The organism is Streptomyces prunicolor NBRC 13075, assembly GCF_000367365.1.
GTDB classification, from domain to species: domain Bacteria; phylum Actinomycetota; class Actinomycetes; order Streptomycetales; family Streptomycetaceae; genus Streptomyces; species Streptomyces prunicolor.
Genome location: NZ_BARF01000064.1, coordinates 75,532 through 98,034 on the forward strand (window position 1 = coordinate 75,532; position 22,503 = coordinate 98,034).

Sequence of the window (22,503 nt, forward strand, 5' to 3'; positions counted from 1 at the left end):
ATCAGCCCTCTCGGATCTGAAGAGCCCTCCCTAGGAGTCCCTTTATGAAGACGATCGACGAACTTCTCGCCGAAGGCGTGGACGGCAAGCGGGTCTTCGTCCGCGCCGACCTCAATGTCCCGCTGGCCGACGGCCTCATCACCGACGACGGCCGCATCCGCGCCGTGCTGCCCACGATCAAGGCCCTCGTCGAGGCGGGTGCCAAGGTGATCGTGGCCTCGCACCTGGGCCGCCCCAAGGGCGCCCCGGACCCGGCCTTCTCCCTCCTCCAGCCCGCCGAGCGCCTGGCCGAACTCCTGGGCGCGCCGGTCGCGTTCGCCCAGGACACCGTCGGCCCCGCCGCCCACGACGCGGTGCGCGGCCTCGAACCCGGCCAGGTCGCGGTCATCGAGAACCTGCGCTTCAACGCGGGCGAGACCGCCAAGGACGACGTCGAGCGCGGCGAGTTCGCCGACCAGCTCGCCGCCCTGGCGGATGTCTACGTAGGCGACGGTTTCGGTGCCGTGCACCGCAAGCACGCCTCCGTGTACGACCTCCCGGCCCGTCTGCCGCACTACGCCGGCTACCTCATCGCCACCGAGGTCGGCGTCCTGAAGAAGCTCACCGAGGACGTCAAGCGGCCCTACGTGGTCGCCCTCGGCGGCTCCAAGGTCTCCGACAAGCTCGCCGTCATCGACCAGCTGCTCGACAAGGCCGACCGCATCCTCATCGGCGGCGGCATGGCCTTCACGTTCCTCAAGGCCAAGGGCTACGAGATCGGCGCCTCCCTGGTCCAGGACGACCAGCTGCCCGCCGTCACCGAGTACGTCGAGCGCGCCGAGAAGAACGGCGTCGAACTCGTCGTCCCCGTGGACGTCGTGACCTCGGCCGGGTTCCCGGACCTCAAGACCAAGGCCCCGTCCAACCCCACCACCGTCGCCGCGGACGCCATCCCGGCCGACCAGATGGGCCTCGACATCGGTCCCGAGACCGGTGCCCTGTACGCCTCGAAGCTCGCCGACGCGGCCACCATCTTCTGGAACGGTCCGATGGGCGTCTTCGAGCACCCCGACTACGCCGAGGGCACCAAGGCGGTCGCCCAGGCCCTTCTCGACTCCCCGGCCTTCACGGTCGTCGGCGGTGGCGACTCCGCCGCGGCCGTCCGCATCCTGGGCTTCGACGAGACCGCATTCGGCCACATCTCGACCGGCGGCGGCGCCTCCCTCGAATACCTCGAGGGCAAGACGCTCCCCGGCCTCGCCGCACTGGAGGACTGACCTACATGGCTCCATCTATTTCCTCTGGGCGCACGCCGATCATGGCGGGCAACTGGAAGATGAACCTCAACCACCTCGAGGCCATCGCCCACGTCCAGAAGCTCGCCTTCGCCCTCGCGGACAAGGACTACGAGGCCGTCGAGGTCGCCGTCCTGCCGCCCTTCACCGACCTGCGCTCCGTCCAGACCCTGGTCGACGGCGACAAGCTCAAGATCAAGTACGGTGCCCAGGACATCTCGGCGCACGACTCCGGTGCCTACACCGGCGAGATCTCCGGTGCGATGCTGGCCAAGCTCAAGTGCACGTACGTGGCGATCGGCCACTCCGAGCGCCGTCAGTACCACGCGGAGACCGACGAGATCGTCAACGCGAAGGTCAAGGCCGCCTACAAGCACGGCCTGACCCCGATCCTCTGCGTCGGCGAGGAACTCGACATCCGCGAGGCGGGCAACCACGTCGCCCACACCCTCTCCCAGGTCGAGGGCGGCCTCAAGGACGTCCCGGCCGAGCAGGCCGAGTCCATCGTCATCGCCTACGAGCCCGTCTGGGCCATCGGCACCGGCAAGGTCTGCGGCGCCGGCGACGCCCAGGAGGTCTGCCAGGCCATCCGCGGCAAGCTCGCCGAACTGTACTCGCAGGAGCTGGCCGACCAGGTCCGCATCCAGTACGGCGGCTCCGTCAAGTCCGGCAACGTCGCCGAGATCATGGCGCAGCCCGACGTCGACGGCGCCCTGGTCGGCGGTGCCTCGCTGGACGCGGACGAGTTCGTCAAGATCGCACGCTTCCGCGACCAGTGAGTCCGGCAGTGTGTAGGCGGTAGCGGCGATCCGTCGTACCCTTGCGGGGGCATAGCGGCCACGCGGCGGAGCCGCACATGGATAACGTGCTATGCCCCTGTCGTCCATCTGAATCCGAGGAAGTTGGTCCAGCCGTGGTTTTGGGGTTCTCGATCGCCCTGATCGTCTTCAGCCTGCTGCTGATGCTGCTGGTGCTGATGCACAAGGGGAAGGGCGGCGGTCTCTCCGACATGTTCGGTGGCGGCATGGCGTCGTCCGTCGGCGGCTCTTCGGTCGCCGAGCGCAACCTGGACCGCATCACCGTGGTGCTCGGTGTGCTCTGGTTCGCCTGCATCGTCGTGCTCGGCCTGCTGATGAAGACGGGCTGACCGCACGTTCCTTCGCACATTCCGTACGTAAGGCCCCATGTTCGGTACGCGCAGCTGAGCGCGGCCTATCATGGGGCTTGCGTCTAGGTGTAGGGGCTGTAACTCCAACCACTGGACGCGCGTTGGGCCTTACGTAGACTGAGGCGCTCGCAACGGAGCGAAAACGCCGACTCGCTTCGCGGCACCATCACGCAGGGAGTTACGACCGTGGCAAGTGGCAACGCGATCCGAGGAAGCCGGGTCGGGGCGGGGCCGATGGGCGAGGCCGAGCGCGGCGAGTCCGCGCCCCGGCTGCGCATCGTCTTCTGGTGCTCCAACGGACACGAGACACAGCCCAGCTTCGCCAGCGACGCGCAGGTTCCCGAAACCTGGGACTGCCCCCGCTGTGGCTTCCCGGCCGGACAGGACCGGGACAATCCGCCGGCCCCGCCGCGCACCGAGCCCTACAAGACGCACCTCGCGTATGTACGGGAGCGGCGCAGCGACGCGGACGGCGAGGCGATCCTCGCCGAGGCGCTCGCCAAACTGCGGGGAGAAATCTAGGAGTTGAACCGGCCGGACGCCCACAGGGTGTCTGGCCGGAGCTGTTTCACAGGCCGGTGGCCGACCCGCCTCCGGACCGATTGTCAGTGGTGCCCTCTACGGTTTGTGAAGTGACGAATCGTGAGGGGGAGCAGTGACGACGGTCGAGGTGACGGGTACTCATGTACCCGCGTGGCGTGGGGGGTTCGGGCGGCTGTGGAGTGCCGCCGTGATCTCCCGGTTCGGGGACGCGCTGCGTACGGCCGCGCTGCCGCTGCTCGCCGTGCGGCTCACCGACGATCCGCTCGTCATCGCCTCCGTCACCGCCTGCGGATACCTCCCCTGGCTGCTCTTCGGACTCCTCGGCGGCGCCATCGCGGACCGGGTCGACCAGCGCCGCGCGATGTGGGCCGTGGATCTGGTACGAGGCCTGCTCGTCGCGTCCTTCGCGCTCGCCGTCGGACTCGGCCACGCCTCGATCCCGCTGCTGCTCGCCCTCGCCTTCTGTCTGACCACGCTCCAGACCCTCTTCGACAACGCGTCCACGGCTCTGCTGCCGTCCCTGGTGGACCGCGAGGCGCTGGGCAGCGCCAACGCCCGGCTGATGACCGGGCAGCAGCTCGCGGGCGGTCTGCTGGCCGGTCCGCTCGTGCCGCTGCTGCTGACGGCCGGGGCCTTCATGCCGTTCGCGGCCGACGCGAGCACCTATCTCCTGGCCGCCGCCCTCGTGGCCTCCCTGCGCACCCGCCCGCCGGAGCGGGAGCCGCGCCCGGCCGGCAGCACCCTCAGGACGGAGATAGCGGAAGGCTTGCGCGCCCTGTGGGGCGACCGGGCCCTGCGCGCGGTCTGCGTGGCCACGCTGCTGTGCAACATCGGCATGGGCGCCCTGATCGCGACGCTGGTCCTGCACGTGACGCGCTGGCTGGACGCGGGCAACGCCGGATACGCGGCCGCGATGACGGCGTACGCCATGGGCAGCTTCTCCGGGGGCTTCCTCGCCCAGCGGATCGCGCGCCGCACCGGGCGGGTCCGGGCGCTGCTGCTGGCCGGGAGCGTCCAGACGGCGTCGCTGCTGCTCATGGGGACCGTCCGCCACCTGGCCGCCCTGGTCGCGGGCATGCTGCTGCTCGGCGCGATGAACATGGTGTGGAACGTCAACCAGGTCACCCTGATGCAGCAGCGCAGCCCCGCCGCCATGGTCGGCCGTATCGCCTCCGCGTTCCGCACGTCCTCGACGTCGGGAGCCCCGCTCGGCGCCCTGCTCGGCGGAGTCGTGGCGGGGACCTACGGACTGAACGGCCCGGCACTGCTCGCGGCAGCCCTGTTCGGGCTGGCCGTCGCCTCGTTGATACCCGGAGTCAAGCCGGACGTACCTGTTGTTGCCCCGAAGGACGACGGGACGACCGCTCGCGCCACGGGCTGATCAATTAGGTTGGAACCGGCCCCCAGGTCGGTAAGAAAGAAGGCTGAAGTCGCAATGAACGCAGACGGCCGTACCAGGCTCAACCAGACGCCCGAGTGGACCGCCTTGGCCAAGCACCGCGAGGAGCTCGGCGAGGTGCGGCTGCGGGAGCTGTTCGCCGCCGATCCCGGTCGAGGCACCGGCTACACGCTCCGGGTCGGTGACCTGCACCTCGACTACTCGAAGCATCTCGTCACCGACGAGACCCTGCGGCTGCTGCACGCGCTGGCCGCCGCCACGGACGTGTTCGGCCTCCGGGACGCGATGTTCCGCGGCGAGAAGATCAACGTCACCGAGGACCGCGCGGTCCTGCACACCGCGCTGCGCGCCCCGCGTGACGCGGTGATCGAGGTCGACGGCGAGAACGTGGTGCCGCAGGTGCACGCCGTGCTCGACAAGATGGCCGGCTTCGCGGACCGCGTCCGCTCCGGCGAGTGGACCGGGCACACCGGCAAGCGCATCAAGAACATCGTCAACATCGGTATCGGCGGCTCGGACCTCGGCCCGGCGATGGCGTACGAGGTGCTGCGCAGCTTCACGGACCGCGATCTGACGGTCCGGTTCGTGTCGAACGTGGACGGCGCCGACCTGCACGAGGCGACCCGTGACCTCGACCCGGCGGAGACGCTGTTCATCATCGCGTCGAAGACGTTCACCACGATCGAGACGATCACCAACGCGACCTCGGCCCGCGACTGGCTGCTCACCGAGCTGAAGGCCGGTCAGGACGCCGTCGCCAAGCACTTCGTGGCGCTGTCGACGAACGCCGGGAAGGTCAGCGAGTTCGGCATCGACACGGCCAACATGTTCGAGTTCTGGGACTGGGTCGGCGGACGGTACTCGTACGACTCGGCGATCGGGCTGTCGCTGATGATCGCCATCGGCCCGGACCGGTTCCGCGAGATGCTCGACGGTTTCCACCTCGTCGACGAGCACTTCCGCACCGCGCCCGCCGAGTCCAACGTGCCTTTGCTGCTCGGTCTGTTGGGCGTCTGGTACGGCAACTTCCACGACGCCCAGTCGCACGCCGTGCTGCCGTACAGCCACTACCTCTCCAAGTTCACCGCGTATCTGCAGCAGTTGGACATGGAGTCGAACGGCAAGTACGTGGGCCGGGACGGCCAGGAGGTCGACTGGCAGACCGGGCCGGTGGTGTGGGGTACGCCCGGGACCAATGGCCAGCACGCTTACTACCAACTCATCCACCAGGGCACGAAGTTGATCCCGGCGGACTTCATCGGCTTCGCCGAGCCGGTGGCCGAGCTGAGCGACGGGCTCAAGGCGCAGCACGACCTGCTGATGGCCAACTTCTTCGCCCAGACACAGGCGTTGGCCTTCGGCAAGACGCCGGACGAGGTGCGGGCGGAGGGCGTGCCCGAGGAACTGGTGCCGCACAAGACGTTCAAGGGCAACCACCCCACGACCACGATCCTGGCCCGCGAGCTGACCCCGTCGGTCCTCGGCCAGCTCATCGCGCTCTACGAGCACAAGGTGTTCGTTCAGGGCGCGGTCTGGAACATCGACTCTTTCGACCAGTGGGGCGTGGAGTTGGGCAAGGTCCTCGCCAAGCGCGTCGAACCCGCCCTGAGCGAGGGCGCGGACGTGCCCGGCCTGGACGCGTCGACGACGGCCCTGGTCGCCAAGTACCGCGAGCTGCGCGGGCGTTGAGACACGGAAGAGCCCGTACGACCGAGGTCGTACGGGCTCTTCAGCAGGTTGCCGGTGTCAGGCGGAAGCCGGCGGATACAGCGCGCGCGGCAGCTGGGAGGCCGCCGCCGCGTCCAGCAGCCACAGGGTGCGGGCGCGGCCCTGCGCGCCGGCCGCCGGTGCCTGGATCTCGCCCGCGCCGGACAGGGCGATGGCCGCGGCCTCCGCCTTGTCCTCGCCGGCCGCGAGCAGCCACACCTCGCGGGCCGAGCGGATCGCCGGCAGGGTCAACGTGACCCGGGTCGGCGGCGGCTTGGGAGCGCCGTGGACGCCGACGACCGTGCGCTCGGTCTCCCGTACGGCGGGCAACTCCGGGAAGAGCGACGCCACATGGGTGTCCGGGCCGACGCCCAGCATGAGGACGTCGAAGGTCGGGACCGAACCGTGGTTCTCGGGACCGGCGGACCGGGCGAGTTCCTCGGCGTAGCCTGCCGCCGCCGCTTCCACGTCGTTGCCGTAGAGGCCGTCGGACGCGGGCATGGCGTGCACGCGCTTCGGGTCCAGCGGCACCGCGTCGAGCAGCGCTTCACGGGCCTGGGTGACATTGCGCTCCGGGTCGCCCTCGGGGAGGAACCGCTCGTCGCCCCACCACAGGTCCAGCCGGCCCCAGTCGACGGCGTCCCGGGCGGGCTGTTCCGCCAGAGCCGCCAGCAGACCGTTGCCGTTGCGACCGCCGGTGAGCACGATCGAGGCGTAGCCGCGCGAGGCCTGCGCGTCCACGATCTTCGTGATCAGGCGGGCCGCGGCGGCCTGGGCCATCAGTTCCTTGTCGCGGTGGACGACGAGTTGGGGAGTGTTCACTGCGGATCAGCCTTCTTCACCGGGGGCATCTTCGCCGGGGTGGGCCGGTCGGAGTTCCCGCTCTCCGAGGAGGTCGGCTGCACGCCGGTCGCCGCCGGCTCCGTCACCGCGCGCACCGGCAGCGTCGGCACCGGCTGAGCAGCCGCTTCCGCCCGCTCCGCTGCCGACTGGATGCCGCCCAGCCGGTCCACGCCGAACCGCAGCGCGGACGCGTAGGTGTCGTCGGGGTCGAGCCTGCGCAGCTCCTCCGCGAGGAGTTCGGAGGTCTCGCGCCGCTTGAGCGCCACCGCGCGGTCCGGCTGGCCGGGCAGGGCCAGGGTGGCCATCGCCCCGTCCGACCGGTGCAGCGTGATGGGCCCACCGGTCGTCTCCAGGCGCACCTGGGTCAGACCGGGACCCGCGGAGACCGCCCGCCGTACGTGCACGTGGAGGCGGTCGGCGAGCCACATCGCGAGCAGTTCGACGCTCGGGTTGGACTCCTCGCCCGCCACCTCGACGGAGACGATCTCGCAGTCGACCTGGTCGAGCGCGGCGGCCAGCATCGAACGCCACGGGGTGATCCGGGCCCAGGCCAGGTCGGTGTCGCCCGGTTCGTAGCTTTCGGCGCGGGACCGCAGCTCGTCGACGGGCTTCTCCGCCGCGTAGCTGTCGGTGACCCGGCGCTGGCTCAGGGCGCCCAGCGGGTCGTTCGCCGGGTCGCGCGGCGCGTCCACCGACCACCAGACCACCACCGGCGCGTCCGGCAGCAGCAGCGGCAGCACCACGGACTGGGCGTGGTCGGAGACCTCGCCGTAGAGCCGCAGGACGACCGTCTCGCCGCTGCCCGCGTCCGTGCCCACCCGGACCTCGGCGTCGAGGCGGGACTGGGTGCGGTCCCGGGGTGAGCGCGAGACGCGCTTGATGACCACGAGCGTGCGCGAGGGGTGCTCGCGCGACGCGTCGTTGGCGGCCTTCAGGGCGTCGTAGGCGTTCTCCTCGTCCGTGACGACGACGAGGGTGAGCACCATGCCGACGGCCGGGGTGCCGATGGCGCGGCGGGCTTTCACCAGCCCCTTGTTGATCTTGCTGGCAGTGGTGTCGGTGAGGTCTATTTTCATGGCCGACGCCAGCTCCGTCCCTCTCGTGCGAGCATTTCGTCCGCCTCGACCGGACCCCACGTCCCGGACTGGTACTGCGCGGGCTTGCCGTGCTTGTCCCAGTACTGCTCGATCGGGTCGAGGATCTTCCAGGACAGCTCGACCTCCTCGGTGCGCGGGAAGAGGTTCGAGTCGCCGAGCAGGACGTCCAGGATCAGCCGCTCGTACGCCTCCGGGCTCGACTCCGTGAACGACTCGCCGTAGGCGAAGTCCATGGACACGTCCCGGATCTCCATCGAGGTGCCGGGCACCTTGGAGCCGAAGCGGACCGTGACGCCCTCGTCGGGCTGGACGCGGAAGACGATCGCGTTCTGGCCCAGCTCCTCCGTCGCCGTCTGGTCGAAGGGGGAGTGCGGGGCGCGCTGGAAGACCACCGCGATCTCGGTGACGCGCCGGCCCAGGCGCTTGCCGGTGCGCAGGTAGAAGGGGACGCCCGCCCAGCGGCGGTTGTCGACCTCGACCTTGATGGCGGCGTAGGTGTCGGTCTTCGACTGGGGGTCGATACCGTCTTCCTGGAGGTAGCCGACGGCCTTCTCGCCGCCCTGCCAGCCCTCCGCGTACTGCCCGCGGACCGTGTTCTTGCCCAGGTCCTTCGGCAGCCGTACCGCGCCGAGCACCTTCTCCTTCTCGGCGGCCAGCGCGTCGGCGGAGAAGGAGGAGGGCTCCTCCATCGCGGTCAGCGCCATCAGCTGGAGCAGGTGGTTCTGGATGACGTCACGGGCGGCGCCGATGCCGTCGTAGTAACCGGCCCGGCCGCCGATGCCGATGTCCTCGGCCATGGTGATCTGCACGTGGTCCACGAAGGACCGGTTCCAGATCGGCTCGAACATCGTGTTGGCGAAGCGGAGCGCCAGGATGTTCTGGACGGTCTCCTTGCCGAGGTAGTGGTCGATGCGGAAGACCTGGTCCGCGGCGAAGACCTCGTGCACGACCTTGTTGAGGTCCTCGGCCGACTTGAGGTCGTGGCCGAAGGGCTTCTCGATGACCGCGCGGCGCCAGGAACCCTTCTCCTGGTCGGCGAGACCGTGCTTCTTCAGCTGCTGGATGACGACCGGGAAGGAGCGCGGCGGCACCGACAGATAGAAGGCGAAGTTGCCGCCCGTGCCCTGCGCCTTGTCCAGCTCGTCGATCGTGTCGCGCAGCCGCTCGAACGCGTCGTCGTCGTCGAAGGTGCCCTGGACGAAGCGCATCCCTTGGACGAGCTGCTGCCAGACCTCCTCACGGAACGGCGTACGGGAGTGCTCCTTGACCGCGTCGTGGACCTCCTGTGCGAAGTCCTCGTGGGCCCACTCGCGCCGGGCGAAGCCGACGAGCGAGAAACCCGGCGGCAGCAGACCACGGTTGGCGAGGTCGTACACGGCGGGCATCAGCTTTTTGCGTGACAAATCGCCTGTGACGCCGAAGATGACCAGGCCCGACGGCCCCGCGATACGCGGGAGCCGTCGGTCGGCGGGGTCACGAAGCGGATTCGCTCCGGAACCGGAATGAGGAGCCAAGGTCTCAGCCCTCCGAAGGGGCGAGGCGCGCAAGCTCCGCCTCGGTCGACTTGAGCAGGTCGGTCCAGGCCGCCTCGAACTTCTCGACGCCCTCGTCCTCCAGCAGCTGCACGACCTCGTCGTAAGAGATGCCGAGCGCCTCGACCGCGGCGATCTCGGCGCGGGACTGCTCGTACGTGCCGGAGATGGTGTTGCCGGTGATCTGGCCGTGGTCGTCGGTGGCCTCAAGGGTGGCCTCCGGCATGGTGTTCACCGTGTTCGGCGCCACCAGGTCGTCCACGTACAGCGTGTCCTTGTACGCCTTGTCCTTGACGCCGGTCGAGGCCCACAGCGGACGCTGCTTGTTGGCCTGCGCCTTGTCCAGGGCGGCCCAGCGCGGCGTGGCGAAGACCTCTTCGTACGCCTCGTAGGCGAGCCGCGCGTTGGCGAGACCGGCCTTGCCGCGGGCGGCCTTGGCCTCGTCGGTGCCCAGCGCGTCGATCCGCTTGTCGATCTCGGTGTCCACGCGGGACACGAAGAAGGACGCCACGGAGTGGATCTTCGAGAGGTCCAGGCCGCGCTCCCTGGCCTTCTCCAGGCCGGCGATGAAGGCGTCCATGACCTCGCGGTAGCGCGCCAGCGAGAAGATCAGCGTGACGTTGACGCTGATGCCGAGGCCGATGACCTCGGTGATCGCCGGCAGACCCGCCCGGGTGGCCGGGATCTTGATCAGGGTGTTCGGGCGGTCCACCAGCCACGCGAGCTGCTTGGCCTCGGCGATGGTCGCCGCCGTGTTGTGCGCCAGGCGCGGGTCGACCTCGATGGAGACCCGGCCGTCCTGGCCGCCGCTCGTGTCGTAGACCGGACGCAGGATGTCGGCGGCGTCGCGGACGTCCGCCGTCGTGATCATGCGGAGGGCTTCCTCGACGGTCACCTTGCGGGCGGCGAGGTCGGTGAGCTGCTGCTCGTAACCGTCGCCCGACGAGATGGCCTTCTGGAAGATCGACGGGTTGGTGGTGACGCCCACGACGTGCTGCTGGTCGATCAGTTCGGCGAGGTTGCCGGACGTGATCCGCTTGCGCGACAGGTCGTCCAGCCAGATCGCGACGCCTTCTTCAGAGAGGCGCTTGAGTGCGTCTGTCATGGAAAATGCATCTCCTACGTGTCGTTTGTCAGCGTCAGCTCTGGGCGGCGGCGATGGATTCCCGGGCCTTGGCGGCCACGTTCTCGGCAGTGAAGCCGAACTCCTGGAAGAGCACCTTGCCGTCGGCGGAAGCCCCGAAGTGCTCCAGGGAAACGATGCGACCGGCGTCCCCGACGAACCGGTACCAGGTCAGACCGATCCCGGCCTCGACCGCGACCCGCGCCTTGACGGACGGCGGCAGCACGCTCTCCCGGTACCCCTGGTCCTGCGCGTCGAACCACTCCACACAGGGCATGGACACGACCCGCGTCGGAACCCCGGAGGCCTCCAGCTGCTCGCGCGCCTCGACGGCCACGTGCACCTCGGAACCGGTACCGATGAGGATCACCTCGGGCGTACCCGTCGACGCCTCGAACAGGACGTAACCGCCCTTGGCGGTGTCCTCGTTGGCGTCGTACGTCGGCACACCCTGCCGCGTCAGCGCGAAACCGTGCGGAGCGCCCTCGCCGTAGACCTTCGTGTAGCGGCGCAGGACCTCGCGCCAGGCGATGGCCGTCTCGTTGGCGTCGGCCGGGCGGACCACGTTCAGGCCCGGGATCGCGCGCAGCGAGGCGAGGTGCTCGACCGGCTGGTGGGTCGGGCCGTCCTCGCCGAGACCGACGGAGTCGTGCGTCCACACGTACGTCACCGGCAGGTGCATCAGCGCCGAGAGGCGTACGGCGTTGCGCATGTAGTCGGAGAAGACGAGGAACGTACCGCCGTAGGCACGCGTGTTGCCGTGCAGCGTGATGCCGTTCAGCTCCGCGCCCATGGAGTGCTCGCGGATGCCGAAGTGGATCGTGCGGCCGTACGGGTTCGCCTCCGGCAGCGGGTTGTCCGCGGGGAGGAACGACGAGGTCTTGTCGATCGTCGTGTTGTTCGAGCCCGCGAGGTCGGCCGAGCCGCCCCACAGCTCCGGGATGACCGCGCCGAGCGCCTGGAGCACCTTGCCGGACGCGGCACGGGTGGCGACGGACTTGCCCGTCTCGAAGGCGGGAAGCTGCTCTTCCCAGCCGGCCGGCAGCTCGCCCGCGCGGATGCGGTCGTACTCGGCCGCCCGCTCCGGGTTGTCGGTGCGCCACTCCTGGTACGACGGGTCCCACGCGGCCTTCGCCTCGCGGCCCCGCTCCAGCGCCTGGCGGGTGTGCTTGAGGACGTCGTCGGAGACGTCGAAGGACTTCTCCGGGTCGAAGCCGAGGACACGCTTGGTGGCGGCGACCTCGTCGGCGCCGAGCGCCGAGCCGTGCGCGGCCTCGGTGTTCTGCGCGTGCGGCGCGGGCCAGGCGATGATCGAGCGCATCGCGATGAACGACGGCTTGTTCGTCACCTTCTTCGCGGCCTCGATGGCGTTGTAGATGGCGTGCGGGTCCAGGTCGCCGTCCGGCTTCGGGGCGACGCGCTGGACGTGCCAGCCGTAGGCCTCGTAGCGCTTGACGGTGTCCTCGGAGACCGCGGTCTCGGTGTCGCCCTCAATGGAGATGTGGTTGTCGTCCCACAGGAGGATGAGGTTGCCGAGCTCCTGGTGGCCCGCCATGGAGGACGCCTCCGCGGAGATGCCCTCCTGGAGGCAGCCGTCACCGGCGATCGCGAAGATGAAGTGGTCGAACGGGGACTCGCCCTGCGGGGCGTCCGGGTCGAACAGACCGCGCTCGTAGCGGGCGGCCATGGCCATGCCCACGGCGTTGGCGACACCCTGGCCCAGCGGGCCGGTCGTCGTCTCGACACCGGTGGTGTGCCCGTACTCGGGGTGACCCGGAGTCTTCGAGCCCCACGTACGGAACGCTTCGAGGTCGGCCAGCTCCAGGCCGAAACCGGCCAGGTAGAGCTGCGTGTAGAGGGTCAGGGACGAGTGGCCGGCGGACAGCACGAACCGGTCGCGTCCGACCCAGTCGGCGTCGGCGGGGTCGTGGCGCATCACCTTCTGGAAGAGGGTGTACGCGGCCGGGGCCAGGCTCATCGCCGTACCGGGATGGCCGTTACCGACCTTCTGTACGGCATCGGCGGCCAGGACGCGGGCGGTGTCCACCGCCCGCTGGTCCAACTCGGTCCACTCGAGGTCTGTGGTGGTCGGCTTGGTGCTCACCCTGGGTCAGGGCTCCTCTCCACATGTCACGCATGTCGAATGCCGGTGCACGCGGCGCCCACCGGCCGTTGTCGAGCCTACCCCCGTAAGAACGTGCATTTTTTCGAGTCATTCCAGACTGCCGGGACTCTCGCGGATCCGCCTCCCGACTGGTCCGTTACTGGTCCGTTTCGCATTCGGCAACTGAATACGGAGGTGCTCGTTCGAGTGCTCAACAGAGTGCCGATCAGCTCTTCCGGGGGTGCCCCCCAACACGACCCCACCCCCGCGAATGTCCGGGTCTGGGCAACGTCTACAGTGGCGTGGTACGCGCGAGCCGTTACGGGGAGTTCACACCCGAAGGCTTGCTGGGATGTCTCTGTCAGGGGTGTGCGTGACGGCCGTTGAATCCCGTCCAGCGGGGATTGTCGGGGCGAGCCAGAGCCCGAGCCGGCGGCCGATCGGGGCCCGGATCATGGCGTTCGTGGCGCTGACGAAGCCGCGGATCATCGAGCTGCTGCTGATCACCACCGTTCCGGTGATGTTCCTGGCCCAGCAGGGTGTGCCGGACCTCAAGCTGGTCCTCCTCACCTGTGTCGGCGGCTACCTGTCCGCCGGTGGCGCCAACGCGCTCAACATGTACATCGACCGCGACATCGACGCGCTCATGGACCGCACCTCGCAGCGCCCCCTGGTCACCGGCATGGTCAGCCCCCGTGAGTGCCTCGCCTTCGGCATCTCGCTCGGCGTGATCTCGACCCTGATGTTCGGCCTGACCGTCAACTGGCTGTCGGCCTGGCTCGCGCTCGGCGCACTCCTCTTCTACGTCGTCGTCTACACGATGATCCTCAAACGCCGTACCTCGCAGAACATCGTGTGGGGCGGCATCGCCGGCTGCCTCCCGGTGCTCATCGGCTGGTCGGCCGTCACGGACTCCATGTCGTGGGCGCCGATCATCCTCTTCGGGGTGATGTTCCTCTGGACGCCGCCGCACTACTGGCCGCTGTCCATGAAGGTCCGCGACGACTACGCGCGCGTGGGCGTTCCGATGCTCCCGGTCGTCGCCTCGAACAAGGTCGTCGCCCGCCAGATCGTCATCTACAGCTGGGCGATGGTAGGCATCTCGCTCCTCCTCCCCCTCCTCGGCTACACGGGCTGGTTCTACACGACGGTCGCGCTCCTGGCCGGCGGCTTCTGGCTCTGGGAGGCCCACGGTCTCCAGAACCGCGCCAAGGCCGAGGTGACCGGCGGCAAGCTCAAGGAGATGCGGCTGTTCCACTGGTCGATCACCTATGTGTCGATCCTGTTCGTGTCGATCGCGGTGGACCCCTTCCTCAGGTAGGAGCCCTGCTGAGGCGGGAGTCACTCACCCCGCCCGTCGCCGTTCGACCTACCCGTCGGTAGCATCCTGGCCATGGCAGACACGCAGCAGGTTGACGCGAAGGCCGAGCGCCAGGTGGCCCGCCTCGCCCAGCAGATCGGCACCTTCTCCAAGGCACACGGCGGGGCCGAGGCCCAGGTCGCGTACATCGGCGAACGCGGCGCCCGCATCGTCCTCGTCGGCGAGGACGGCGGCTGGGGCGACCTGGTGGCCCCGACCTACGAGATCGCCCAGCAGGCCGTCGAGAAGTCCGGGATCACCGCCCACGAGACCTTCGACGGCGAGTTCGCGGCAAAGGTGAAGACGGGCCCCTACGAGTGGACCCGCATGGCGGGAATCCAGGTGGGCGGCCCGAGCAACGGCTGAACAGGCGCCCCCAGGCTTGGCTCCCCCTCACACGGGGTGCGTACGAGCAACACCTGACACCCCGTTCACCCGTTAGGCCCCGTACAAGCGACGCAGTCACTGCCACGGGGAGTCCGGATGATCGAAACGCCGTCCCTCGTGGACCAGTACTGCCACGGCGTACTGAGAACGGAGCTGGGCCTCGGCACCTTCGAGGCCCAACTGGCCCGCACCGAGGGCCCACCCGCAGCCGGCACCACCCTCTTCGACACCCAGACCGGCTTTGCCGTACGACGCTGGTGCCCACCCCTCCTCGGCCTGGAGCCGCACTGCCCGCCCGCCCGCTATCTCGCCCGGCGCCGTGAACTGGGCGTACTGGAAGCGGGCCGCAGGCTGCTGCGCGGCAGTGGCATCACGACGTATCTGATCGACACGGGTCTGCCCGGTGACCTCACGGGCCCCGCCGAGATGGCGACGGCGGGTCAGGCGGACGCACGGGAGATCGTCCGCCTGGAACTCCTCGCCGAACAGGTCGCCGACACCTCCGGCACCGTCGAGTCCTTCCTCGCCAACCTCGCCGAGTCGGTGCACGGCGCAGCGGGCAGCGCGGTCGCCTTCACCTCCGTGGCGGGCGTACGGCACGGTCTCGCGCTCGCGCCCGAACCGCCAGGCCCCGGCGAGGTACGGGGCGCGGCGGGCCGCTGGCTGGCCGGGCGCCGCGTCGGCGGGACGCTCAGCGACCCGGTGCTGCTACGGCACCTGCTGTGGATCGCCGTAGCATCCGGGCTGCCCCTCCAACTGCACGCCGGATTAGGCGAACCGGGCGTCCGCATCGACCGCACCGACCCCGTCCTGCTCACCGACTTCGTGCGAGCGACGGCCGGGCTCGGCACGGACCTGGTGCTGCTGCACAGCTACCCGTACCACCGCCACGCGGCCCATCTCGCGGGTGTCTTCCCGCACGTCTACGCCGACTCCGGCGCCGCCCTCGTCCGCACCGGCGCCCGCGCCGCGACCGTGCTCGCCGAGATCCTGGAGCTGGCGCCCTTCGGCAAGATCCTCTTCTCCAGCGGGGCCCACGGACTGCCCGAACTGCACGTCGTGGGCGCCCGGTTGTTCCGCGAGGCGCTCGGGCGGGTGCTCGGCAACTGGGTCGCCGAAGGGGCCTGGTCGCTCGCGGACGCGCAACGTGTCGCGGGACTGATCGCTGTCGGCAACGCAAAGAGGGTGTACGGGCTGGAGTGAGCTGTACAGACTGGGCCCATGCCGACCGACGCGTTGCTCACCCGCTTCCTGAACGAACTGGCCCCGCTGGAACCCGTTGCCGTGTGGGCCCACGGTTCGCTCGCCGGGGGCGACTACCAGGAGGGCCGCAGCGACCTGGACCTGATAGCCATCCTGGACCATCCCCTCAAGCCGAGCACCGCCCGTCAACTCGTCGCCCTGCACCGAGGGCTGCGCACCGACCCCCTCGCCGTCCGCCTGCACTGCAGCTACCTCGCGCCCGGCACCCAGGACGCCCCGAACCAGCGCCACCTCACCTGGGCCCACGACCACGTCACCCGCCGGCCCGTCACCCCCGTCACCCGGCGTGAACTGCACGACTTCGGGCGGGTGTTGCAGGGCGGATCGCCGAAGGACCTGCTGCCGGAGGTGACGGACCAGGAGCTGGCCGAGTTCGTCGTACGGGACCAGCGGGACTACTGGCGACCGGCCGTGGACAAGCCGCAGCTCTGGCTCGAGAACGGCTGGGTCGACGTCGGCCTGACCACCTTCGCCCGCGCGACGGTCACCAGACGGGACGGCCGCCTGATCACCAAGCGCGAGGCCCTCGACCTGCTGCCCGCGCTCGGCGCTCCGGTGGAGGTCGTAGCGGACGTCGTACGGCGGCGTTACGACGATACGGTCCCGTCCGCCGCCTCCGTAGAGGGCGATTGGCTCCACCGCAGGGCGGAGCTGACCCGGGCCTATCTGGGCCCGGCGATCGACGAGTTCGTGACCCGCTACGGGTGAGCCGTTTATTACGGGTGATGCTTCACGCGCGCGTGGGCAGTGACTGTTCCACCGACGGGCCCGGCAGGTCGGCCACGACCTCCGGCCGCTCGCGCAGTGACAGCAGCACCCGCAGGACCCCGATCCACACCAGGCAGGAGCCGAACATGTGGAGGGCGACCAGGGCCTCGGGGAGGTTCGTGAAGTACTGGACGTAACCGATGACGCCCTGGGAGAGCAGGATCAGGAACAGGTCCCGGGTGCGGTCCAGCGGGCCCTTGGGGGCGTCGACCGCCTTGAGGACGAACCACAGGGCGAACGTCAGCGTGACCACGATCCAGGCGAGCACCGCGTGCAGCTTGGCGACCGTCTCCCAGTCGATCGGGATGCGGTCGACCTCCTTGGAGTCACCCGCGTGCGGGCCCGCGCCGGTGACCACCGTGCCGACCGCGATCAGCAGCACGGAGGCGGTGACCAGGAACCACACCAGCTGCTGCACGGCCTTGCCGACCAGCGGCTTGGCCTCGCCGTCGCCCTCCCGGCTGCGCTGCCACATCAGCGTGGCGACCGCGATCAGCGCCGAGGAGAGCAGGAAGTGGGCCGCGACCGTGTACGGGTTGAGGCCGACGAGGACCACGATCCCGCCGAGGATCGCGTTGCTCATCACGATCCAGAACTGCGCCCAGCCCAGCCGGGTGAGGGTACGGCGGTACGGCTTCTCCGAGCGCGCCGCGATGATCGCCCAGCCGACGGCCGCGCACAGCACGTACGTCAGCATCCGGTTGCCGAACTCGATGGCACCGTGGAAGCCCATCGCGCTGGTCGTGGTGAGCGAGTCGTCCGTGCACTTGGGCCAGGTCGGGCAGCCGAGCCCGGATCCGGTCAGCCGCACGGCACCGCCGGTGACCACGATGACCACCGACATGACGAGCGCGGCGAGAGCCGCCCGCTGAACGGTCCGGGGATCCGGGGTCCAGCGTGCGGCGATGAAGGCGAGGGGGTTGCGCGCGGCGGCTACGACGTCGGCGGGGGTCACTTTGGGCACGGGGACCATCGTAGGGCGCCGCTTGTGCACGCTTTCACGAGGGTCCGGAGTACGGCACTCACTCCCAGCGGAAGAAGCGCCCGGCCGCCGCCAGCCCGACGACCGCCCACGCGCCCAGGATCCCCAGGTCGCCCCAGGGCATCCCGGCCCCGTGCTGGAGCACGTCCCGCAGGCCGTCCGAGAGGGCCGAGATCGGCAGCAGGCCGAGCACGTCCTGGACGCCCGACGGGTACTTGTCCATCGGCACGATCACCCCGCCACCGACCAGCAGCAGCAGGAACACCAGGTTCGCGGCGGCCAGCGTGGCCTCCGCCTTCAAGGTGCCCGCCATCAGCAGGCCGAGGCCCGAGAAGGCCGCCGTGCCGAGGATCAGGAGGAGGAGCACCGCGAGGGGGTTGCCGTGCGGGGACCAGCCCAGGGCGAAGGCGATCGCCGTCAGCAGGATGATCTGGAGGATCTCCGTGACGAGCACCGACGCCGTCTTCGCGGTCATCAGGCCCCAGCGGGGCAGCGGGGAGGACGCGAGGCGCTTCAGGACGCCGTAGCGGCGCTCGAAGCCCGTCGCGATGGCCTGGCCGGTGAACGCCGTCGACATGACGGCGAGGGCGAGGATGCCGGGGGTGAGGAAGTCGACGGACTTGCCCTTGCCGGTGTCGACGATGTCCACCGAGCTGAACAGGACCAGCAGGAGGGTCGGGATGACCACCGTGAGGAGGAGCTGCTCGCCGTTCCGTAGGAGCATCTTCGTTTCGAGGGCCGCCTGGGCCGCGATCATGCGGGGGAGCGGGGCCGCCCCGGGCTGCGGGGTGTACGTCCCCGGAACAGTCGTCGTCATGAGCGCAGCTCCTTGCCGGTGAGTTCCAGGAACACGTCCTCCAGGGTGTGCCGTTCGACCGAGATCTTCTCCGGCATCACCCCGTGCTGCGCACACCAGGACGTGACCGTGGCGAGCAGTTGCGGGTCGACCTTGCCGCCGACGCGGTAGGAGCCCGGGGTCAGTTCGGCGGCCGTGGAGTCGGCCGGTAGGGCCTTCAGGAGGGAGCCGACGTCGAGGCCGGGACGGCCGGTGAAGCGGAGGGTGTTCTCGGCGCCGCCCCGGCACAGGTCCTCGGGGGAGCCGTGGGCGATGACCTTGCCTGCGTCGATGATGGCGACGTCGTCGGCGAGTTGCTCGGCCTCGTCCATGTGGTGGGTCGTGAGGATGACCGAGACGCCGTCCGCGCGGAGGTCGCGGACCAGGTCCCAGGTCGCGCGGCGGGCCTGCGGGTCGAGGCCGGCCGTCGGCTCGTCCAGGAAGACCAGTTCGGGGCGGCCCACTATCGCCATCGCCAGGGCCAGGCGCTGCTGCTGGCCGCCGGACAGCCGGCGGTACGTCGTACGGCCGCAACTGCCAAGTCCCAGGCGCTCGATGAGCGCGTCCACGTCGAGCGGGTGCGCGTGCAGCTTGGCCACGTGGCGGAGCATCTCGTCGGCGCGGGCGCCCGAGTAGACACCGCCGGACTGGAGCATCACGCCGATTCTGGGGCGCAGTGCGGCGGACTCGCGGACCGGGTCGAGGCCCAGGACGCGCACCGTGCCGGAGTCCGGCCTCCGGTACCCCTCGCAGGTCTCGACCGTGGTCGTCTTGCCCGCTCCGTTGGGACCGAGTACTGCGGTGACACCCGCATGGGCCACCAGGTCGAGGCCGTTCACCGCGGTCTTCGTGCCGTACCGCTTCACCAGGGCCTGGACCTGGAGCACGGGCTCACTTCGCATGCGCCCGAGTCTAGGTAGCCCGGCCCGCGCTCAGAGCGGCGGGTGCGAGATCTCCTCCTCACGGGGGCGGTGCAGGGGCAGCCAGCGTTCGGCGTAGGCCACGGCGTCCGCCACCGGGAACAGCCGTACGTCCGCCGCGCCCACCTTTCCCCGTACGACGGAACGGTCCCGTTCGAAGTCGTGGCCCAGTTCGTCGAAGCGGTCCGAGGAGATCGACACCTCGGTCACCGTCTCCCACCCCTCCGGTCCCGGGCGGCCGATCTCGACCAGCGGCGAGGCGATGCGGTACTCGGCGAGATGGAAGCTCGTGCAGGTGTCGTAGCCCGCGCCGAGCAGCAGTACGCGCGCGTGGAGGCCCTCCAGGCGCGCCAGCGGGCTGCGCTCGCCGAGCCGGCAGTCGGTCGCGTGGCCGGCGAGGATCTCGGCCGCGCGGGGACCGATCGCCGCGAAGGAGGTCTGCGGGTGCGCGGAGCGCAGGGCACCCGGCCAGGTGCGGACGGTCTCCGGGACGACGCCGACGCCGAGTGAGGGCGTGACGAGAGGGTCGTAGGAGGGCATGGAGGTGCGGATGGTGTCCCACCACTCGCGCGGGACCGGCGGGTTTCCCCAGTGGGCCGGGTCCGAGAGGTCGGCGGACTGGGTGGGGACCACCAGGGTGCCGTCCGGGCCGAGTGCTTCGAGGACTCCTTGGACGACCGCCACGCCGCCTCCGCAGACCCATCCGAGGGAGCTGAGGGAGGTGTGCGCGAGGAGGGTCTCACCGGGGTGGACGCCGAGCTCGCGCAGTTGTGCGGCGACTGTGTCCCGGGTGACAAGTGGGCCGGTGGGAGGGGGTGTGGGCATGGTTGTGGAGTGTCCTCGAAGAGGGTCTGTGGCACCGGCGAATTGATCGATCAAAGATCGTTTTCGCAGGTCAGATTAGGTATGCCTAAGTGATGCAGCGCACCGTCCATCCGCCGGGCGCGGGTTGTCAGGCTCTGAGGAATTACGCAACAATGGCGTTGTGAAAAACGTTGGCGAGGCTCCGCAGGAGGAACTCGCGACCGGTGAGCGGTCCACCCGCAACCGTGTCGCGCGCTCCATCCTGGACCACGGCCCGTCGACCGTGGCCGACCTCGCCGGCCGGCTGGGGCTGACCCAGGCCGCCGTACGCCGTCATCTCGACGCACTCGTCGCCGACGACGTCGTGGAAGCACGTGAGCAGCGGGTCTACGGAGCGCGCACGCGCGGCCGCCCCGCGAAGGTGTTCGCCCTGACCGACTGCGGCCGGGACGCCTTCGATCAGTCCTACGACAAGCTCGCCGCGGACGCGCTGCGCTGGATCGCACAGCGTGAGGGCGGGGACGAGGCCGTCGTCGCCTTCGCCCGCGACCGCATGGCCGCCCAGGCCATCGCCTACCGCAAGGTCGTCGAGGCCGCCGCGCCCGAGAACCGCGCGGAAGCCCTGGCCAAGGCCCTGAGCGTGGACGGGTACGCTGCTACGGCGCGTAGCGCACCGGTCGGTGAGCAGCTCTGCCAGCACCACTGCCCGGTCGCCCATGTCGCCGAGCAGTTCCCGCAACTGTGCGAGGCGGAGACCGAGCTCTTCTCCCAACTGCTCGGCACACATGTCCAGCGACTGGCCACCATCGCCCACGGCGACGGCGTGTGCACCACGTTTATCCCGAAGATTTCCAAGACCGTTTCCGATCCATCTGACTCATCTGCACGTACCGCCGGGAGGAACCCCGCATGACGCTCCCCATCGAGGAGACCGCCCACCCCGAGCTCGAGGGTCTGGGCACGTACGAATACGGCTGGGCCGACTCCGACGTGGCCGGTGCCTCCGCCAAGCGCGGCATCAACGAGGACGTCGTCCGGGACATCTCCGGCAAGAAGAACGAGCCGGAGTGGATGACCAAGCTCCGCCTCAAGGGCCTGCGCCTGTTCGAGAAGAAGCCCATGCCGAACTGGGGCTCCGACCTCTCCGGCATCGACTTCGACAACATCAAGTACTTCGTGCGCTCCACGGAGAAGCAGGCGGAGTCCTGGGAGGACCTGCCCGAGGACATCAAGAACACGTACGACAAGCTCGGCATCCCCGAGGCGGAGAAGCAGCGCCTCGTCGCCGGTGTCGCGGCCCAGTACGAGTCCGAGGTCGTCTACCACCAGATCAACGAAGAGCTCGAGGCGCAGGGTGTCATCTTCATGGACACCGACACCGCGCTGAAGGAGCACCCGGAGCTCTTCAAGGAGTACTTCGGGACCGTCATCCCGGTCGGTGACAACAAGTTCGCGTCGCTGAACAGCGCCGTGTGGTCCGGCGGCTCCTTCATCTACGTGCCGAAGGGCGTGCACGTCGAGATCCCGCTCCAGGCCTACTTCCGTATCAACACGGAGAACATGGGCCAGTTCGAGCGGACGCTGATCATCGTCGACGAGGGCGCCTATGTGCACTACGTCGAGGGTTGTACGGCGCCGATCTACTCCTCGGACTCTCTGCACTCCGCGGTGGTCGAGATCATCGTGAAGAAGGGCGGCCGCTGCCGCTACACGACCATCCAGAACTGGTCGAACAACGTCTACAACCTGGTCACCAAGCGCGCCGTCGCCTACGAGGGCGCGACCATGGAGTGGATCGACGGCAACATCGGCTCCAAGGTGACGATGAAGTACCCGGCCGTCTACCTGATGGGCGAGCACGCCAAGGGCGAGACCCTCTCCATCGCCTTCGCGGGCGAGGGCCAGCACCAGGACGCCGGCTCCAAGATGGTCCACATGGCGCCGAACACGTCCTCCAACATCGTCTCCAAGTCGGTGGCGCGCGGCGGCGGTCGTACGTCCTACCGCGGTCTCGTCGAGATCGGCGAGGGCGCCCACGGCTCCAAGTCGAACGTGCTGTGCGACGCGCTGCTCGTCGACACGATCTCCCGCTCGGACACGTACCCGTACGTGGACGTCCGCGAGGACGACGTGTCCATGGGCCACGAGGCGACCGTCTCCAAGGTCAGCGACGACCAGCTCTTCTACCTGATGAGCCGGGGCATGACCGAGTTCGAGGCGATGGCGATGATCGTGCGCGGCTTCGTCGAGCCGATCGCCAAGGAGCTGCCGATGGAGTACGCCCTCGAACTCAACCGGCTGATCGAGCTGCAGATGGAAGGCTCGGTCGGCTAAGACCGCCCTCCGTAGAGCAGCAAGCGAATTCTGACGCAGGAAAGAGAGCAGACCGACAGC

Annotated in this window: 21 protein-coding genes; 12 read left to right on the forward strand and 9 right to left on the reverse strand. The window is 69.4% G+C overall.

The genetic code is table 11. The features are described 5' to 3' along the window. The first annotated feature begins 44 nt into the window (after positions 1-44). The 6 genes from SPR02S_RS28910 to pgi all read left to right on the forward strand — a co-directional run bounded on the left by SPR02S_RS28910 (position 45) and on the right by pgi (position 6,073). On the forward strand, positions 45-1,256 hold the full coding sequence (locus tag SPR02S_RS28910; protein ID WP_019060509.1) for a phosphoglycerate kinase: 1,212 nt from the start codon (positions 45-47) through the stop codon (positions 1,254-1,256). Between the two features lie 41 nt (positions 1,257-1,297). Then, the gene (gene tpiA / locus SPR02S_RS28915) at positions 1,298-2,053 is read left to right on the forward strand and encodes a triose-phosphate isomerase (protein ID WP_019060510.1); all 756 of its coding nucleotides are present in this window, start codon (positions 1,298-1,300) and stop codon (positions 2,051-2,053) included. 134 nt (positions 2,054-2,187) lie between these two features. After that, a complete protein-coding gene (gene secG, locus SPR02S_RS28920; protein WP_106437029.1) occupies positions 2,188-2,421 on the forward strand; it encodes a preprotein translocase subunit SecG in 234 nt (77 codons plus the stop codon). A gap of 207 nt (positions 2,422-2,628) precedes the next feature. Next, entirely contained in the window at positions 2,629-2,964 is a 336-nt protein-coding gene (locus tag SPR02S_RS28925) for an RNA polymerase-binding protein RbpA (RefSeq protein ID WP_078623027.1), read from the forward strand. Positions 2,965-3,097: 133 nt separating this feature from the next. Further along, on the forward strand, positions 3,098-4,366 hold the full coding sequence (locus tag SPR02S_RS28930) for an MFS transporter (RefSeq protein WP_078623028.1): 1,269 nt from the start codon (positions 3,098-3,100) through the stop codon (positions 4,364-4,366). Between the two features lie 54 nt (positions 4,367-4,420). Then, the gene (gene pgi, locus SPR02S_RS28935) at positions 4,421-6,073 is read left to right on the forward strand and encodes a glucose-6-phosphate isomerase (RefSeq protein WP_019060514.1); all 1,653 of its coding nucleotides are present in this window, start codon (positions 4,421-4,423) and stop codon (positions 6,071-6,073) included. 57 nt (positions 6,074-6,130) lie between these two features. On the opposite strand, the gene pgl is transcribed toward pgi, so the two are convergent. The 5 genes from pgl to tkt are packed head-to-tail and all read right to left on the reverse strand — an operon-like array spanning position 6,131 to position 12,790. After that, a complete protein-coding gene (gene pgl, locus SPR02S_RS28940) occupies positions 6,131-6,913 on the reverse strand; it encodes a 6-phosphogluconolactonase (RefSeq protein WP_019060515.1) in 783 nt (260 codons plus the stop codon). Next, on the reverse strand, positions 6,910-8,010 hold the full coding sequence (gene opcA / locus SPR02S_RS28945; RefSeq protein ID WP_019060516.1) for a glucose-6-phosphate dehydrogenase assembly protein OpcA: 1,101 nt from the start codon (positions 8,008-8,010) through the stop codon (positions 6,910-6,912). Before opcA ends, pgl begins: the two co-directional genes overlap by 4 nt. After that, positions 8,007-9,545, reverse strand: coding sequence for a glucose-6-phosphate dehydrogenase (gene zwf, locus SPR02S_RS28950; protein WP_026150945.1), 1,539 nt, complete (start codon positions 9,543-9,545; stop codon positions 8,007-8,009). The genes opcA and zwf overlap by 4 nt, the downstream gene beginning before the upstream one ends. Positions 9,546-9,549: 4 nt before the next feature. Beyond that, positions 9,550-10,668 carry a transaldolase gene (tal, locus tag SPR02S_RS28955; RefSeq protein WP_019060518.1) on the reverse strand — a complete coding sequence of 373 codons (1,119 nt, stop codon included), beginning with the start codon at positions 10,666-10,668 and terminating at the stop codon, positions 9,550-9,552. A gap of 34 nt (positions 10,669-10,702) precedes the next feature. Beyond that, on the reverse strand, positions 10,703-12,790 hold the full coding sequence (gene tkt / locus SPR02S_RS28960) for a transketolase (RefSeq protein ID WP_019060519.1): 2,088 nt from the start codon (positions 12,788-12,790) through the stop codon (positions 10,703-10,705). A 367-nt stretch (positions 12,791-13,157) separates the two neighbouring features. Between tkt and SPR02S_RS28965 the strand changes: the two genes are divergently transcribed. The 4 genes from SPR02S_RS28965 (at position 13,158) to SPR02S_RS28980 (ending at position 16,508) form a co-directional block, all read left to right on the forward strand. Further along, complete coding sequence (locus SPR02S_RS28965; RefSeq protein ID WP_026150946.1) at positions 13,158-14,111, forward strand: heme o synthase; 954 nt, start codon at positions 13,158-13,160, stop codon at positions 14,109-14,111. A gap of 72 nt (positions 14,112-14,183) precedes the next feature. Beyond that, a complete protein-coding gene (locus tag SPR02S_RS28970) occupies positions 14,184-14,516 on the forward strand; it encodes a hypothetical protein (protein ID WP_019060521.1) in 333 nt (110 codons plus the stop codon). A gap of 117 nt (positions 14,517-14,633) precedes the next feature. Then, positions 14,634-15,740 (forward strand): amidohydrolase family protein, encoded by a 1,107-nt coding sequence (locus SPR02S_RS28975; RefSeq protein WP_019060522.1) that lies wholly within the window; start codon positions 14,634-14,636, stop codon positions 15,738-15,740. A gap of 18 nt (positions 15,741-15,758) precedes the next feature. Further along, positions 15,759-16,508: a nucleotidyltransferase domain-containing protein gene (locus tag SPR02S_RS28980; protein WP_019060523.1), complete on the forward strand. Its 750-nt coding sequence runs from the start codon at positions 15,759-15,761 to the stop codon at positions 16,506-16,508. A gap of 22 nt (positions 16,509-16,530) precedes the next feature. Here SPR02S_RS28980 and SPR02S_RS28985 read toward each other — a convergent pair whose 3' ends face one another. From SPR02S_RS28985 to SPR02S_RS29000, 4 genes are read right to left on the reverse strand one after another with little or no spacing between them, the layout of a single operon-like run. Further along, positions 16,531-17,541 (reverse strand): COX15/CtaA family protein, encoded by a 1,011-nt coding sequence (locus tag SPR02S_RS28985; protein WP_019060524.1) that lies wholly within the window; start codon positions 17,539-17,541, stop codon positions 16,531-16,533. Between the two features lie 49 nt (positions 17,542-17,590). Then, positions 17,591-18,367 (reverse strand): ABC transporter permease, encoded by a 777-nt coding sequence (locus SPR02S_RS28990; protein ID WP_019060525.1) that lies wholly within the window; start codon positions 18,365-18,367, stop codon positions 17,591-17,593. Then, positions 18,364-19,287 carry an ABC transporter ATP-binding protein gene (locus SPR02S_RS28995; protein ID WP_078623029.1) on the reverse strand — a complete coding sequence of 308 codons (924 nt, stop codon included), beginning with the start codon at positions 19,285-19,287 and terminating at the stop codon, positions 18,364-18,366. The genes SPR02S_RS28990 and SPR02S_RS28995 overlap by 4 nt, the downstream gene beginning before the upstream one ends. A gap of 30 nt (positions 19,288-19,317) precedes the next feature. Further along, positions 19,318-20,130, reverse strand: a complete 813-nt coding sequence (locus SPR02S_RS29000) for an AAC(3) family N-acetyltransferase (RefSeq protein WP_019060527.1) — start codon at positions 20,128-20,130, stop codon at positions 19,318-19,320. Between the two features lie 160 nt (positions 20,131-20,290). Here SPR02S_RS29000 and SPR02S_RS29005 point away from each other — a divergent pair, with 160 nt between their 5' ends. Both SPR02S_RS29005 and sufB read left to right on the forward strand, forming a co-directional pair. After that, positions 20,291-21,022 (forward strand): helix-turn-helix transcriptional regulator, encoded by a 732-nt coding sequence (locus SPR02S_RS29005; RefSeq protein ID WP_019060528.1) that lies wholly within the window; start codon positions 20,291-20,293, stop codon positions 21,020-21,022. Then, the gene (gene sufB, locus SPR02S_RS29010; RefSeq protein ID WP_019060529.1) at positions 21,019-22,443 is read left to right on the forward strand and encodes a Fe-S cluster assembly protein SufB; all 1,425 of its coding nucleotides are present in this window, start codon (positions 21,019-21,021) and stop codon (positions 22,441-22,443) included. Before SPR02S_RS29005 ends, sufB begins: the two co-directional genes overlap by 4 nt. Positions 22,444-22,503: the final 60 nt, after the last annotated feature.

Coding starts and splice junctions, on each gene's coding strand:
- SPR02S_RS28995 (WP_078623029.1), bottom strand. CDS start 19,287: ATGCGAAGTGAGCCCGTGCTCCAGGTCCAGGCCCTGGTGAAGCGGTAC.
- SPR02S_RS28975 (WP_019060522.1), top strand. CDS start 14,634: ATGATCGAAACGCCGTCCCTCGTGGACCAGTACTGCCACGGCGTACTG.
- sufB (WP_019060529.1), top strand. CDS start 21,019: ATGACGCTCCCCATCGAGGAGACCGCCCACCCCGAGCTCGAGGGTCTG.
- opcA (WP_019060516.1), bottom strand. CDS start 8,010: ATGAAAATAGACCTCACCGACACCACTGCCAGCAAGATCAACAAGGGG.
- SPR02S_RS28980 (WP_019060523.1), top strand. CDS start 15,759: ATGCCGACCGACGCGTTGCTCACCCGCTTCCTGAACGAACTGGCCCCG.
- SPR02S_RS28910 (WP_019060509.1), top strand. CDS start 45: ATGAAGACGATCGACGAACTTCTCGCCGAAGGCGTGGACGGCAAGCGG.
- pgi (WP_019060514.1), top strand. CDS start 4,421: ATGAACGCAGACGGCCGTACCAGGCTCAACCAGACGCCCGAGTGGACC.
- SPR02S_RS29000 (WP_019060527.1), bottom strand. CDS start 20,130: ATGCCCACACCCCCTCCCACCGGCCCACTTGTCACCCGGGACACAGTC.
- tpiA (WP_019060510.1), top strand. CDS start 1,298: ATGGCGGGCAACTGGAAGATGAACCTCAACCACCTCGAGGCCATCGCC.
- SPR02S_RS28970 (WP_019060521.1), top strand. CDS start 14,184: ATGGCAGACACGCAGCAGGTTGACGCGAAGGCCGAGCGCCAGGTGGCC.
- SPR02S_RS28990 (WP_019060525.1), bottom strand. CDS start 18,367: ATGACGACGACTGTTCCGGGGACGTACACCCCGCAGCCCGGGGCGGCC.
- SPR02S_RS28985 (WP_019060524.1), bottom strand. CDS start 17,541: ATGGTCCCCGTGCCCAAAGTGACCCCCGCCGACGTCGTAGCCGCCGCG.
- tal (WP_019060518.1), bottom strand. CDS start 10,668: ATGACAGACGCACTCAAGCGCCTCTCTGAAGAAGGCGTCGCGATCTGG.